The sequence below is a fragment of the Schauerella aestuarii genome, from assembly GCF_009866805.1.
In the GTDB taxonomy this organism is placed as follows: Bacteria; Pseudomonadota; Gammaproteobacteria; order Burkholderiales; family Burkholderiaceae_B; genus Schauerella; species Schauerella aestuarii.
Map to the genome: position 1 here is coordinate 209,452 of NZ_SIZW01000041.1, position 14,199 is coordinate 223,650.

At 56.1% G+C, this 14,199-nt stretch carries 11 protein-coding genes; all 11 read left to right on the top strand.

The genetic code is table 11. The annotated features are described in order from the left end of the window. Positions 1-8: 8 nt before the first annotated feature. Positions 9-887, top strand: coding sequence for a glucose-1-phosphate thymidylyltransferase RfbA (gene rfbA / locus EYW45_RS11870; protein WP_161135625.1), 879 nt, complete (start codon positions 9-11; stop codon positions 885-887). Next, entirely contained in the window at positions 884-1,435 is a 552-nt protein-coding gene (gene rfbC / locus EYW45_RS11875; RefSeq protein ID WP_202444691.1) for a dTDP-4-dehydrorhamnose 3,5-epimerase, read from the top strand. Before rfbA ends, rfbC begins: the two co-directional genes overlap by 4 nt. An 82-nt stretch (positions 1,436-1,517) precedes the next feature. Then, positions 1,518-3,917, top strand: coding sequence for a glycosyltransferase family 2 protein (locus EYW45_RS11880; protein ID WP_235939015.1), 2,400 nt, complete (start codon positions 1,518-1,520; stop codon positions 3,915-3,917). Positions 3,918-4,017: 100 nt separating this feature from the next. After that, on the top strand, positions 4,018-4,821 hold the full coding sequence (locus tag EYW45_RS11885) for an ABC transporter permease (protein WP_235939016.1): 804 nt from the start codon (positions 4,018-4,020) through the stop codon (positions 4,819-4,821). Beyond that, on the top strand, positions 4,811-6,133 hold the full coding sequence (locus tag EYW45_RS11890; protein ID WP_161135627.1) for an ABC transporter ATP-binding protein: 1,323 nt from the start codon (positions 4,811-4,813) through the stop codon (positions 6,131-6,133). Before EYW45_RS11885 ends, EYW45_RS11890 begins: the two co-directional genes overlap by 11 nt. A gap of 145 nt (positions 6,134-6,278) precedes the next feature. Then, on the top strand, positions 6,279-8,537 hold the full coding sequence (locus tag EYW45_RS11895) for a class I SAM-dependent methyltransferase (RefSeq protein WP_161135628.1): 2,259 nt from the start codon (positions 6,279-6,281) through the stop codon (positions 8,535-8,537). A 19-nt stretch (positions 8,538-8,556) separates the two neighbouring features. Beyond that, positions 8,557-9,942, top strand: a complete 1,386-nt coding sequence (locus EYW45_RS11900) for a hypothetical protein (protein ID WP_161135629.1) — start codon at positions 8,557-8,559, stop codon at positions 9,940-9,942. Further along, positions 9,935-10,963: a hypothetical protein gene (locus tag EYW45_RS11905; protein WP_161135630.1), complete on the top strand. Its 1,029-nt coding sequence runs from the start codon at positions 9,935-9,937 to the stop codon at positions 10,961-10,963. Before EYW45_RS11900 ends, EYW45_RS11905 begins: the two co-directional genes overlap by 8 nt. Then, complete coding sequence (locus tag EYW45_RS11910) at positions 10,947-11,426, top strand: hypothetical protein (protein WP_161135631.1); 480 nt, start codon at positions 10,947-10,949, stop codon at positions 11,424-11,426. Before EYW45_RS11905 ends, EYW45_RS11910 begins: the two co-directional genes overlap by 17 nt. A 79-nt stretch (positions 11,427-11,505) precedes the next feature. Then, the gene (locus EYW45_RS11915; protein ID WP_161135632.1) at positions 11,506-12,630 is read left to right on the top strand and encodes a glycosyl transferase; all 1,125 of its coding nucleotides are present in this window, start codon (positions 11,506-11,508) and stop codon (positions 12,628-12,630) included. Between the two features lie 93 nt (positions 12,631-12,723). After that, entirely contained in the window at positions 12,724-14,160 is a 1,437-nt protein-coding gene (locus EYW45_RS11920) for an MBOAT family O-acyltransferase (protein ID WP_161135633.1), read from the top strand. Positions 14,161-14,199: the final 39 nt, after the last annotated feature.

The following is a 14,199-nucleotide window of genomic DNA, read 5'->3' on the forward strand; positions in this document are numbered from 1 at the left end:
GAAGAGCCATGAAACGTAAAGGCATCATCTTGGCCGGCGGCGCCGGCACCCGTTTGCATCCGGCTACGCTGTCGATCTCGAAACAGCTCTTGCCGGTGTACGACAAGCCGATGATCTACTACCCGTTGAGCACGTTGATGCTTGCAGGCATCCGAGACGTCTTGATCATCAGCACGCCGCAAGATACGCCCCGTTTCCAGCAGTTGTTGGGTGATGGTTCGCAGTGGGGCATGTCGCTGGAATATGCCGTGCAGCCTAGTCCGGATGGTTTGGCGCAAGCCTTCATCATCGGCGAGGAGTTCTTGGCCGGTGCGCCTAGCGCATTGGTATTGGGCGACAATATTTTCCACGGTCACGACATCGTCGATTTGTTGTCGACTGCAAGTCAACAAACTTCAGGTGCAACAGTCTTCGCTTATCACGTCACCGACCCGGAAAGATACGGCGTCGTTGATTTTGATGCTGCGGGCAAAGCCATCAGCATCGAAGAAAAGCCGCAGCAGCCCAAAAGCAACTTTGCGGTGACGGGTCTCTACTTTTACGATAACCAAGTGGTCGACATCGCGAAGTCGGTGAAACCCAGTGTTCGCGGCGAGCTCGAAATCACTGCAGTAAATCAATCCTATCTCGAACGCAGCGAGCTGAAGGTGCAAATCATGCAGCGGGGTTATGCCTGGCTCGATACCGGTACGCATGACAGCCTGCTGGAGGCGAGCCAGTTCATTGCCACCCTGGAGCACAGGCAAGGTTTGAAGATAGCGTGTCCGGAAGAAATTTCCTGGCGTAATGGTTTCATCACCACCGAGCAATTGCTGGAATTGGCCAAGCCAATGGCCAAGAACGGCTACGGACAATATTTAATGCGTTTGCCCACGGAGAAAGTTTGATCGTGATTGTTACCGCAACCGCTATTCCGGAAGTACTGATTCTTGAGCCAAAAGTTTTCGGGGACGCTCGAGGATTTTTCATGGAGAGCTTCAATGCCAAAGCGTTTGGAGAAGCTTCAGGTCTCGACGTCAATTTCGTGCAGGATAACCACTCCCGTTCAGCGCACGGCGTCTTGCGCGGACTGCATTATCAGCTTGAGCAGCCTCAGGGCAAACTGGTGCGCGTCACCCAAGGTGCGGTGTTTGACGTAGCGGTGGACATTCGGCGTTCGTCGCCCACGTTTGGGAGATGGGTTGGCGTGGAACTGTCAAGCGACAATCATCGTCAACTGTGGGTTCCAGCGGGCTTTGCGCACGGCTTTGTCGTGATTAGCGACAGTGCGGACTTTTTGTACAAGACGACGGATTACTATGCGCCCCATGCAGAGCGCAGCATCGCGTGGAACGATCCGGAAATCGGCATCGCGTGGCCCACGGGAATAGAGCCGAAGTTGTCGGCTAAGGACCAAGTGGCGTCAATGCTGGCCAAGGCCGAAGTTTTCGAATGACGATCGCGCCTGGGTTCGATTATCGAAGTTGGCATGTTCGCGTCAGTGACGCGCCCCAAGCAAAATTTTCAGATACGCCACGATGAATATTCTTTACATCCAGGGATCCGAGCTTCCGTGTGAGCAAGGAACCCTCGCGGATGTCATCGTGCATGGCGGCCGCTGCACGCATAGCGTCTGGCTGTTGCGTCAAATGCATGCACGACTCGGTCCTCACGGTGTGTATATCGCCTTGTTCGAAGAGGTATCGCCTCGGGCCTTGGCTGCAGCGCATGCGAATGCCGCTATTGTCTTCGCGCATGTCGATGCCGTTGAAGCGCCCACAAAAAGCGAGTCTGCGTCGTCGTCACCCTCAATGGCTGCCCCGTCGCGGCCAAGCCGGCAGATGCTGCTGGCCTGCAAAGACACCAAATCGACACCTGTATCTCCGCTGATGCTTGGCATCGTGCACGAACTCATCCGCCAGCGCGCGATCAGCGAGACGCTTGCCGGCGATCTGATTCGAGTTCAGAGTTATTACGATGGCATCCGGCAATCCCGATTCTGGCGCGCCACTGCGCCGATGCGCCAAGCCGGGAATACTGTCAAGAATGTCGCCTCGGTTGGGCGTTACGCCAAGACCGTGGCAGGCCGACATGGTGGCTGGTCCAATGCGCTGTCCGCAGCCATGAATGCTTATCGACATCTCGGGTTCAAGGGCGTGCTGCGAAAGCTCACCACCTCGGCTCGCAGCCTGCAACACGTAGAGGCTTCAAGCGCCACCTATTCCTACGCCGAGTGGGTCGCCCGCTATGACACCCTTGAAGCAGGGCGGCTCGAAACACTACGAGCCGAGTTGAACGCGTTGGATGACCCCCCGCTCATTTCCATTGTGGTGCCCGTCTTTAACGCTCCGGAAGCCACGTTGCGTGCGATGCTGGACTCGGTGATAGCCCAGATCTATGGTAACTGGGAATTGTGCATTGCGGACGACATGTCACCTGGTCCACACGTGCGTGCAGTCCTGGACGAATACGCCGGGGCTGACAACCGCATCAAGATCGTTTATCGCACGCAAAACGGCCATATTTCGGAGGCCAGCAACTCTGCTCTGGAGATCGCGACAGGCGAATTCGTCGCTTTGCTCGATCATGACGACATTTTGCCTCCCCACGCGCTTTTCATGGTGGTGAAGTATCTCGCCGAGCATCCTGATGCTGATTTGCTTTATAGCGACGAAGACAAGATCAACGAGCGTGGCGAGCGCGTCGATCCCTACTTCAAACCAGACTGGAATCCGGAGCTTTTGCGTACGCAAAATTACTTCTGCCATTTTGGCGTTTATCGGACAGCGCTGATCAGGGAAGTGGGCGGGTTTCGCATGGGTTTCGAAGGCAGTCAAGATCATGATCTCGTGCTGCGCTGCGTGGAACGGGTGCCTGCGCAAAATATCGTTCATATTCCACACGTGCTTTATCACTGGCGTATTTCTGCCGGTAGCACGGCTGCCGGCGAGTCCGAGAAGCCGTATGCACAGGATGCGGCGTTCAAGGCCATTGACGAACATCTGGCTCGATGTGGCGTGAAGGCTCATGTCGAACTGACGCCTGCCGGACAGAGGCACATCTGTTATGCCTTACCGGACCCGGCGCCATTGGTGACCATCGTCATCCCCACGAAAGATGGGGTTGGCTTGCTCAAGCAATGCATCGACAGCGTGCTGGGTATATCCACCTACCGAAATATCGAAATTCTGATCGTCGACAATGGCAGCACGGAGCCCGCCACGCTCGCCTATTTCGATGGTCTGACGGGGCAGCCCGATGTGCGGGTAATGCGCGATCCGAGACCGTTCAATTATTCCGCGCTGAACAATGCCGCGGTGCAGGAAGCGCAGGGCGAGTTCATTTGCCTCATGAATAACGACATTCAGGTCATCACGCCGGGATGGCTGGAAGAGATGGTCGGTCTGGCGATGCAGCCAGGTGCGGGATGCGTCGGTGCACGCCTCTGGTACCCGAACGACACACTGCAACACGGTGGGGTAATTCTTGGTATTGGCGGGATAGCAGGGCATTCGCATCTGAAATTGGCGCGCGGTGAGGGAGGGTATTTCTCCCGAGCGGCGCTGACGCAAAATCTGTCGTGCGTGACTGCAGCCTGTCTCGTGGTCAGTCGCTCCGTTTACCGGGAAGTTGACGGCCTTGACGAAGGGCTGGCAGTTGCATTCAATGACGTGGATTTCTGCCTGCGCGTGCGTGAGGCCGGTTACCGCAATGTGTATGCGGCATTTGCTGAGTTGTATCACCACGAATCTGCGACTCGTGGCAGCGATCTGACGCCCGAAAAGCAGCTTCGTTTTCAGAGTGAGTGCGCATACATGAAGGAACGCTGGGGTGATGCGCTGACCAATGACCCGGCTTACAACCCGAATCTGGACCTGAAGTTCAGCGTTCCGACTTTCTTGTATGCGGATCCGCCCCGCATCGGACAATTCGAATGAGAGTGTGCGATGAGCACGCTATTCCCAATAATTTTTTGGTTCGGATGCGCTTGATCGGCCGTCCGATATCCTGCATGTCGAACATTCAATGAAATTTCCAATGTCCCCTTTGAGTCTCTTCGCGGTGGTTGTTCGCCAGCGACAGCTGATTCTTCAAATGACACGACGCGAGATAACGATGCGTTATCAGGGATCGGTACTAGGGCTGGTCTGGTCCTTCTTCATACCGGTGCTGATGCTGGCTGTCTACACTTTCGTCTTCAGCGAAATTTTCAAGGCCCGATGGGGCGAGGGCGGCGACTCCAAAACGCAGTTTGCGCTGATCCTGTTTTCCGGGTTGCTGCTATTCAATTTCTTCGCTGAATGCATCAATAGGGCACCGTCTCTTATTCTGGGCAACGCGAATTTCGTCAAGAAAGTGATCTTTCCACTTGAAATTCTGCCGATGGTTGCGGTGGGCGCCGGCCTGTTCAACTTGCTGGTCAGTTTTATTGTCTGGCTACTCTTCTATTTCATCTTTTTCGGGCTTCCGCCGGTCACCATTCTGCTGTTCCCGGTCGTCGCGTTGCCGCTGGTGCTGCTTACTTTGGGCCTCTCATGGTTCCTGGCCGCACTCGGCGTTTTCTTGCGAGATGTGGCGCAGATCACCACGGTCATTACGACGACGTTGATGTTTCTTACCCCGATTTTCTATCCTGCAACGGCAATTCCGGAGCGTTACCGTTTCCTGCTGCACCTCAATCCGCTGGCCGTGGTCGTGGAGCAGGCGCGCGGTGCAACAATTTTCGGAGTAGGTCCTGACGCGCTGTTGCTGGGTGCGTCCTATCTGGGAAGTATTGTGGTTTTCTGGCTGGGTCTGGCATTTTTTCAACGCACCCGGGGAGCATTCGCCGATGTCATGTGATCTGGCCATTCGTGTTAACGGCGTCAGCAAGTGCTTCGAAATTTACGACAATCCGCGCGATCGCCTATTGCAGATGCTGTTCCGCAGCCGTCGTCAGTATTACCGCGAGTTCTGGGCCCTCCGCGATATTTCCTTTGAAGTGCCTCGGGGCGAAACCGTAGGCATCGTGGGTCGCAATGGCTCGGGCAAGTCCACACTGTTGCAGATCATCTGTGGCACGCTTTCGCCCACTGCCGGCAGCGTGATGACAAACGGGCGCGTCGGCGCGCTCCTGGAGCTTGGTTCGGGATTCAACCCCGAGTTCACCGGGCGTGAAAACGTTTACATGAGTGGCGCCGTGCTGGGCCTGACACGCAAAGAACTGGACGAACGTTTCGACGATATTCTTTCGTTCGCCGATATTGGCGAGTTTATCGATCAGCCCGTCAAATCCTATTCGAGCGGGATGGTCGTGCGCCTGGCTTTTGCGGTGCAGTCTCAGGTTCAGCCCGACGTGTTGATCGTCGACGAAGCCCTGGCTGTAGGTGACGCGCGTTTTCAGGCAAAGTGCTTCGATCGCCTGAAGCGGCTCAAGGATAATGGCACGAGCATTCTCCTCGTGACCCATTCCGGCGAACAGATCGTCAATCATTGCTCCCGGGCCATTCTGCTGAACGCTGGATCGGTTGTGGTAGAGGGGAAACCCCGCACTGTCATGAACCGGTATATGGACCTGCTGTTTGGGCGGGAGCGTGCGCTCGAGAACGATAACGATAGCGTAGCGCTGTCGCCCGATACGTTGGCAGACCAGAACGCCACGTCCGACACCAAACTGGATTTCTCGTCGGATGTGTATGCGACGCGATTTGGCTACAACGCCCACGAATACCGCTGGGGCGACGGTGCGGCGACCTTGTTGGATTTCATGCTGAAAGCCAACAACGAGGAATTTCCGACTGTGATCCTGTCGGGTGCAAAGATGCATCTGTCGCTGGCGGTACGATTCAATATGCAGATCGTCCGCCCCATCCTGGGCATCGAGATTCGAACGAAGGAAGGGGTGACGGTGGGCGGGACGAACTCGGAATTGGTGTATTGCGAGGAACTGTTTGCGCTCGGAGCCGCCGAAAGCACGGCGGTCGCAGCGGTTGATTTCGATCTCGACCTTGCCGCAGGCGACTATTTCATTTCGCTGGGCATTTCTTCGCGTCGGGGCGACGACATCATCCCGCACGACCGGCGCTACGATTCGATCCATATGACAGTGTCGCCGACGCCGACGTTTTATGGCTTGGTCGACCTGAAGTTGGCCATGACGGCTGCAACGCGCTGATGCGCCGATCACCACCGGGCCTCCTGCATGACTGGCGCAGGCACCGAGATTCAACCTGACGAGCTCGATGTAAAAATATTGATGCAGATCCCACGAGCAATTGTGTCGTTGCTTGAGTCAAAGCAGCGGCTGACCGGACAAGAAGATGATTTCAGATTTCAAGGATTTTGAGCGCGACGCGGTATCTGGCGTATGGCGTCACCGCAATGCTGCACCCTTCGACTATTCGGATGGTGACGTTCACGAGGAGTATGTTTATTCGGCCATCCGCGACGCCGGTGACGTATCGACCAGCTCTGCAGACCTGACCGACAAGATCGTCGACTGGCCATCCATGTACCATTTGAGCCGACGCCGCGCGAATCTGCTGCGACCGGCTGCATCTTGGTTTGCGGGCAAGCGCGTGCTGGAAATTGGCAGCGGTTGCGGCGCCATCTCGCGTTTCCTGGGTGAATCGGGAGCCCATGTCGTTGGCCTGGAGGGAAGCTTCCGACGCGCGAGAATTGCGCGTGAGCGCTGCCGCGATCTCGACAATGTCGAGATCTTGTGTGGCACCAGTGACGATGCGGAGAACCTGGGTCAGTTTGACGCGGTCCTGCTGATCGGCGTGTTGGAATACGCTCGCAAGTATCTTGGACCGGAGGGTACGCAACGACTTCTGGCAACCTGTCGTGCGCGCGCAGCCGAGTCCGGCGTGCTCGTGGTTGCCATCGAAAACCAGCTCGGACTGAAGTACCTCTCGGGCGAGGTCGAAGACCATCTAAGCATCGCGATGTTCGGTGTCGAAGACCGCTACAGTGCTGAAGGAGTAACCACCTTCGGTCGGCGGGCACTTGGGAAGTTGCTGGCTGATGCCGGCTTCGAACACCAGGATTGGTGGTATCCATTTCCAGACTACAAAATGCCGATTTCGGTGCTTAACGACGCGGCGATGTCCGGCGAGGTGCAAGGCGACCTGTCGCCACTCATAACGGAAACACTTGCCCTCGACCCCCAGCGCACCTACAAGGAAGTTTTTTCACCGGAACGCGCTTGGTTGCCCGTGTTTCGAAATGGATTGGGTGGTGATCTCGCCAATTCGTTTCTTGTATTTTCATCGGCCATGCCACAGCAGGTTGTTCCGACGTCATCGGTTGCCTACCATTACTCGGCAGAGCGCCGCCGCGAGTACGCCAAACAGGTCCGCATCGATGCCGACGCTGGAGGCGCGCTCAAGGTGGTTCGGTCGAAGATTTTCCCTGAAAGCGTTCCGGTTTCGAGCACTGCGGTAATGTCGATCGAGGATGATCCCCGGTTCTCCGGTGGCAGTCACTGGCAGCAGCGGCTCAGCATGATCATGGCGACCGAGGGCTGGTCGATTGAGGATTTCGAGGGCTGGTTCGACGTGTGGTTCAAGGCAATCGTGGACCGCGTCGATGTGAGCTCCGAGCGAATTGATGAAGCGTTTCTCGGTACCGAGATTTCTTCCAAATTCATCGATGCGACGCCGCGCAATCTGCTGGTGCAGGATGACACGGCAGTTCAATTCATCGATTTGGAATGGCGACTGGATCATCCTATCGAGTTGGGATATTTGCTCTTTCGTGGTGTGTATGTCTCGCTGGGCAGCCTTGGTGCTGTAGCCGTACCCAAAGCCGACACACCAATGAGGTTTGCGGAGTTTTTCGAGGCAGCCATGAGCTCCCGCGGTGTCGTCATTAACCCCGAAACGCTTGAACGATACATGCGCAAGGAGATGTCGTTTGCAAGTCTGACCAGCGGAAAGTCCGTGGACTTCAATGTCATGGTGAACGCCAGGCTGCATGTGCGACCGCCTTTTCTCGAGGAACTCACGCGCGCACGTGATCGACTGGCTTCGCTCGAAGCCGACGTGGGCTATCTGAAGCAGGTCAATGTCGAGAAAGATGACCAGATGCAAGCCGTCAATGGGGAACTATTGATAGCTCGAGATCAGATGAATTCGCTCGTGGCCGACGTTGCCTTCATGAAGCGCGCGAATCTTGAAAAAGATGTGGAACTTGAGCGCGTGAGCGGCGAGCTGATGGTGTCACGCGATCAATTGTCTTCTTCGGTCGCCGATGTGGCATTCCTGAAGCGCCTGATTGCCGAGAAGGACCTGGAAATCGATCGCCTGATGCACTCCATCCCCGTCGAATCTGGGCGGCGAGAAGATGCCGTCAATGACGCAGCTGTGGAATTGATGAGCGCACATGGCCTGGCCAGCGAAGAGCTTGCTGAAATCAAGGCTTCCAGGGCCTACGCATTGGAGCAAGCCAGCAGAAGCCCACGATCGTTGAAAACGACGGCGAGCATGATCAGCCTGGCCGCATCCATCATTTTGCCGGATGCGCTCAAAACCCCGATTCGGCGCATGCGTCAAGGCAGTAAGAAAGGCCCGAAATGAACGTTAGCAGGACATTCGCATGAGCATGGATGATCAGCACGGGAGCATTTCGCCCCTGGAGCGTTATACGCCTGGAGCCGCGTTCAGGGTGAGGCGCAACATTGCGAAGGACACCATACTCAATGCACTACCGCCCTCCCGCAAGCGGGAGGGCACGTACAAGATTTCGCACGCGCTTCCGGTTACCGCTCAAGTCGTGATCGATGCAGTAAAGGCAGCTGCGTTGAATCCGGCGCGCGCATTCGTCCTGTCGGTCAGCCACGATGACTTCATGTCGACATGCGGCGGCGTGCAAAACTGCATCGGTGACGAACAGGTTGCATTGGCGAGGGCAGGTGTGCCATATCTCTCCATCTGTCCGAATGTGCCGTTGCTCGCGCTAAGCCAGAACACTGACGTGACGACGTTCGAGGTGTTGGTAGCCGTCGATGGTCAGCGGGTCGGAATGCTTTACCTCTCTGATCTGATCAATGTCGTACGTATGCTGTCAGGCGAAGGTTTTCGTGGGCAGGCCGTGGTGCATCACATGCTGGGATATGCCCCTGAGCATCTGGTGCATCTCGTCAGCGAATGCTTGCTGGGTCGTCCCTATCTGTGGATACACGATGCGTTCACCATTTGCCCAAGCATTCATCTCCTGCGTAACGAGATGACGTTCTGCGGCGCACCGAAAGCGACGTCCATGGCATGCAATGTGTGCAATTCGGGTGCGGAACGCGTCACGCACGAAAAGCGCATCGCAGCACTCTTTTCGGCTTTGCATCCTATTGTGGTCGCGCCCTCACGCACAATGGCCGATTTCTGGAAGCGAGCGACGCACTATCCGCATGCAGACGTTCTGGTGGAACCGCCAGCAACGCTTCAATTCATCAAGGATCTCGATGGCATTGAAGATGGGCCGATAAGGATTGCGTTTCTCGGCGTTCCTGCCATTCACAAGGGCTGGCATGTGTTCGAATCTCTCGCGCGTTGGTATGCCAACGATTCGCGCTATGCATTTGTACATGTCGGGTTTTCCGATGGAGTGATTCCGGGTACGCAGTTCCAGCACGTCAACGTCACCCGTGAAAACCGCGCGGCGATGATCGATGCACTTGTGAGCCTCGATGTGCACGTAACCATCAACTGGTCATTATGTTTCGAGAGCTTCTCATTCACCACGCATGAATCATTCGCTGCCGGCGCTTACGTGATCGCGCGGGCCGGGGCGGGTCATGTGGCCACGCTGCTTCGCTCAGACTATGCCGATCGTGGACTCGAGCTCGATTCTGAAGTCCAGCTCCAGGCGCTTCTTGCCGGCGATGGCTTGGTTGAGCGTGTCCGGCAGGCGAAACGTAGCCGTGGGGTGATGACGCCGGGATCGGGAGTCAGCGCCCGCATCATTGAGGAGCTGTCCCATGCGTGAGATCGCCTGCTATACGAGCGCCACATTCAGCTACCTCGACCGAGCCCGGGTCTGGGCCGAAAGTGTGCGTCGATTCCATCCCGAGTGGGAGATCGTGCTGCTGCTCTCCGACGAGGCGCCCGCTGGATTCAAGTTCGATCCTGATCAGGAGGCTTTCGACCGGATCGTGCACATCTCCGAGCTGGGTATTGAAGATTGGCGCCGTTGGATGTTCGGTCACGACATCGTTGAGCTTTGCACGGCGGTAAAAGGCACCATGATGGACCGGTTGCTGACCGAGGGCTACCAGCGGGTGGTCTATCTCGATCCTGACATTGCACTCTTCGCGCCGTTGGACGAGATGTTGGACATGCTGGAGCGGCATTCAGTGGTGTTGACGCCTCATGTTACGCGCGCTGCCACGTTGATGCATGACATCATCGACAATGAAATCAGTTCTCTGCAGCATGGCGTCTACAACCTGGGTTTTGTGGCGGTCAACAACACATCGGCGGGGCGCGAATATGGTGCCTGGTGGCGAGACCGGCTGATGCATTTTTGTCACGACGACGTTCCGAACGGTCTTTTCACCGATCAACGCTGGTGCGACCTGGTTCCGGCGTTGTTCGACAATGTTGGTATTCTGCGGCACTCGGGTTATAACGTCGCCTCGTGGAATCTGGGCCATCGCCCTGTTACCGTCACGAAGGAGGGGGATATATTCGCCGGAGACGATCCGCTGCGATTCTTCCATTTCACGAAGGTCAACACCGTTGGCGAAAACATGCTGGAACGGTATTCCTATGGGCGAACCGACGTGTTCGAGTTGTTACGTTGGTACCGTGAACGTCTGAAATTTCATCTGGCGGATGGCTTGCCAACGGGATGGTGGGCCTACGGCACATTTGCTGATGGCACCCCCATAAACAAGAGTCGTCGGTTGATTTGGCGCAATCGAAGCGACGCTCGGGAATTATTCCAGGATCCTTATGCGTGCGGGCCCGGCTCTTTCAAGGAGTGGTGCGATGAACACGGTTTCTGAGGAATCCACGCACATGAAACACACCGATGACCCTTTGGCGACTTCCAAATCCTCAGCGGATATGACATCTGAAAATCGACGTGCTTCCCTTCTTGAAGCACAGCCGGCACATCCTGGCGACGTACCTCTTAACCTGGATTTTCCGGGCGGGACGTCGCAACCCGTTGATAGTGCGCGGGCGCAGATGGCGGCATTGGCTGCCGAGCTTCGCGCGCACGAAATCATGCTCTTTACAGAGCGCGAGCGGTATCGCGATGCGCTTGAAGCGTTGCGTTGCGAGATCGAGGGTCTTCGCCAGGAGCGGGTCGCGATGGAGCAGCAGCAGGCGGCGCTGCGACACCAGGTCGCAGCACTTTACAGCTCCATGTCGTGGCGAATGACCATGCCGGTTCGAATGACCATACGTCTGTTGAAGGGCGACTGGCGCGAGATCAAACGGATTATGGCTGCGAAATTCAAGTGAGCTGATTCGCCCCGCGACGTCGATACCTTCGGCCGGGCTGCGTACTTCACTCCCATACCAACTACCTACAGCAAACAACATGACGGCCAAAACACTCGTTTTCACCAGTGCAGCATTGAACTACATTCCGAAAGTCCGGATGCTGTTCAATTCCTTGCGGGAATTTCATCCCGAGATCGAGTTGCATCTTGCGCTGTCAGATCTCCTGCCGTCTGATGTCGACCTTTCCGGTGAGCCATTTGACGAGGTGCACCCCATCGACACGTTGGGTATCGATCAATGGCGTCCCTGGGCTTTCTGCCACAACATTGTTGAACTTTCGACGGCGATCAAACCGTTCGTGCTGCAAAAGCTATTGGCACGACCCGATGTTGCTCGCGTCATCTACTTCGATCCCGATATGGTGTTGTTCTCTCGTCTGGACGACATGCTCGACCGACTGGTCGAAGGCGATGCGGACGTTGTGCTCACACCTCATCAAACGGATCCCGATTCGTCGTTGCGCGCCGTGATGGACAACGAGATCAGCAGCCTGAAACACGGCATTTATAACTTAGGCTTTGTTGGGGTACGTACGGCTGACGAAGGGAAACGTTTTGCCAAGTGGTGGGGCGACCGTATTTACCACTTCTGCCGAGCAGATATTCCCAATGGCCTGTTCACCGATCAGCGCTGGGTCGACTTGGCCCCTGCCTTTTTCGATGGTGTGCGCATCTTGCGGTCGCCGCGTTACAACGTCGCGACCTGGAACCTCACAACCCGTTTGGTGACGGGCAATATGAACGATGGCTTCCTGGTCAACGGTCAGCCATTGGGGTTCTACCACTTTACGGGGTTCGACAGCGGTGCTCATCACACCATGGCGCAGGTAAATGCCGGCCCCGAGAGCGATATTCATCTACTTGTGGACTGGTACAAACGCGAGACGGCTGCGTTGGTAGACGATCCGCTGAGCAACCAGACATGGGCGTTCGGCCAGTATTCCAACGGTCAGCGCATCAAGCCGATCGAACGCGTCATCTACCGCGAACGCGTTGATCTTCAGCGAGCATTCCCCAAACCGTTCGACGCAGACGGTGGTTATTTGCAGTGGTTGACACATCAGGCGCCCATCGAATACCCGGGGGTGGGAACCGGTGAGCCGGACGCTGCTCTGGATGTGTTGAAGGCTCAGTTGTCCGTGGGCTTCCAGGGCGCGGCTTGAAGCTTGTGCGCGTGACGGCGCCGTTGCCAAACGGGCGCTGATATCCAGTTTTGCAGCCATTAGATCGACGGTTAGTCAAAAAGCGAGTGGGAAATGGTATTCAGCTCGGTTGTATTTGTTTTTTATTTTCTGCCACTTTTCCTGACTATCTACTATCTGACAGGCATCAGAAACGCTGTTCTCCTTACAGGCAGCGCAGTCTTCTACGTCTGGGGCGAGGGCATTTATCTGTTATTGCTGCTTGGGCTGTTGGTATTCAACCGCGCGGCCGGGGTATGGATCGAGCAAAGCAGTGATCGCCGCCGGGCCCTGATCCTGTCGATTTCAATTTTGGCGAACGTTCTCGTCCTAGGCATATTCAAATACAGTCAGTTCCTTGTCGACGTAGCCTCACAAGCAATGGGCACCGATGCGCCACGGCTTGGGATTCATCTGCCACTAGGCATTTCTTTTTTCATTTTCCAACTCGTTTCGTATCTGGTTGAAGTCCATCGGCGTTCGATTTCGGCAGAGCGCAGTTTCGTCCGGCTATCGACTTACGTCATGATGTTTCCTCACCTCGTTGCTGGGCCGATCGTTCGTTATACGGACATCGAAGGTGAGCTGAAGAGCCGCTCGGTTACGTCCGAGAAAATTGGACTGGGCATTCAGTATTTTGTGGTTGGCCTATGCCAGAAAGTGATGATCGCCAACGCGGTTGCGCCGGCTGCCGACCATCTTTTCGGCCTGCCACCAGGTGAAATCACAACATCCATAGCATGGCTCGGCACCGTTGCTTATACCCTGCAAATCTATTTTGATTTCTGTGGTTACTCAAATATGGCGATCGGGCTCGCGTTTATGTTGGGATTTCGCTTCCCCAAAAATTTCGACTACCCCTACGCTTCAAGATCGATCACCGAATTCTGGCGCCGATGGCATATGTCGCTTTCATTCTGGTTTCGCGATTATGTCTACATCCCGCTGGGCGGCAGCCGGGGCGGTCACGCCGCTACGGTGTTCAATCTGGCGGTGGTGTTCTTCGTCACAGGTTTGTGGCACGGGGCGGCCTGGACGTTCATCATTTGGGGACTATTTCACGGGCTGTTTGTCATCCTGGAGCGCCTCTTTCTCGCTGATATCCTGCGCCGGATTCCCACGCTGGCGGCCCGATGCTATACGCTCTTGGTGGTCATGATTGGATGGGTGCTCTTTCGCGCCGACAATTTCGGAGAGGCGAAGGCCGTGGTGTCCGCAATGTTTGGATTCGGAGGGCAAAGCCAGGGCTGGAACCCAATTTGGACGTGGATGACCCCCGAATGCGTAGTCGCGTTGTGTGTGGGATCGATCATTTGCTTCCCAGTGATCCCGGCGCTGCTGCAGCGTATGCGCGTCAGGACTGTCGAGGGCTCACCGGAGCCCGGATCGCGACAGCACACGATCGCGCTCGTTCATATTTTGCCCGCGCCGATTCTCCTTATCGGAGCGGTTATAAGTATGACCTTACTCGCGGGTAGTCTGTTGAACCCGTTCCTTTACTTCCGCTTCTAAGCTCCGATGACACGTCCACCGAATCGCGGCGATGAGCCC

What these genes read in the sequence shown, in the direction of transcription:
- rfbA (WP_161135625.1), top strand. Translation starts at nt 9, where the DNA reads ATGAAACGTAAAGGCATCATCTTGGCCGGCGGCGCCGGCACCCGTTTG.
- EYW45_RS11880 (WP_235939015.1), top strand. Translation starts at nt 1,518, where the DNA reads ATGAATATTCTTTACATCCAGGGATCCGAGCTTCCGTGTGAGCAAGGA.
- EYW45_RS11885 (WP_235939016.1), top strand. Translation starts at nt 4,018, where the DNA reads ATGTCCCCTTTGAGTCTCTTCGCGGTGGTTGTTCGCCAGCGACAGCTG.
- EYW45_RS11890 (WP_161135627.1), top strand. Translation starts at nt 4,811, where the DNA reads ATGTCATGTGATCTGGCCATTCGTGTTAACGGCGTCAGCAAGTGCTTC.
- EYW45_RS11895 (WP_161135628.1), top strand. Translation starts at nt 6,279, where the DNA reads ATGATTTCAGATTTCAAGGATTTTGAGCGCGACGCGGTATCTGGCGTA.
- EYW45_RS11900 (WP_161135629.1), top strand. Translation starts at nt 8,557, where the DNA reads ATGAGCATGGATGATCAGCACGGGAGCATTTCGCCCCTGGAGCGTTAT.
- EYW45_RS11905 (WP_161135630.1), top strand. Translation starts at nt 9,935, where the DNA reads ATGCGTGAGATCGCCTGCTATACGAGCGCCACATTCAGCTACCTCGAC.
- EYW45_RS11910 (WP_161135631.1), top strand. Translation starts at nt 10,947, where the DNA reads ATGAACACGGTTTCTGAGGAATCCACGCACATGAAACACACCGATGAC.
- EYW45_RS11915 (WP_161135632.1), top strand. Translation starts at nt 11,506, where the DNA reads ATGACGGCCAAAACACTCGTTTTCACCAGTGCAGCATTGAACTACATT.
- EYW45_RS11920 (WP_161135633.1), top strand. Translation starts at nt 12,724, where the DNA reads ATGGTATTCAGCTCGGTTGTATTTGTTTTTTATTTTCTGCCACTTTTC.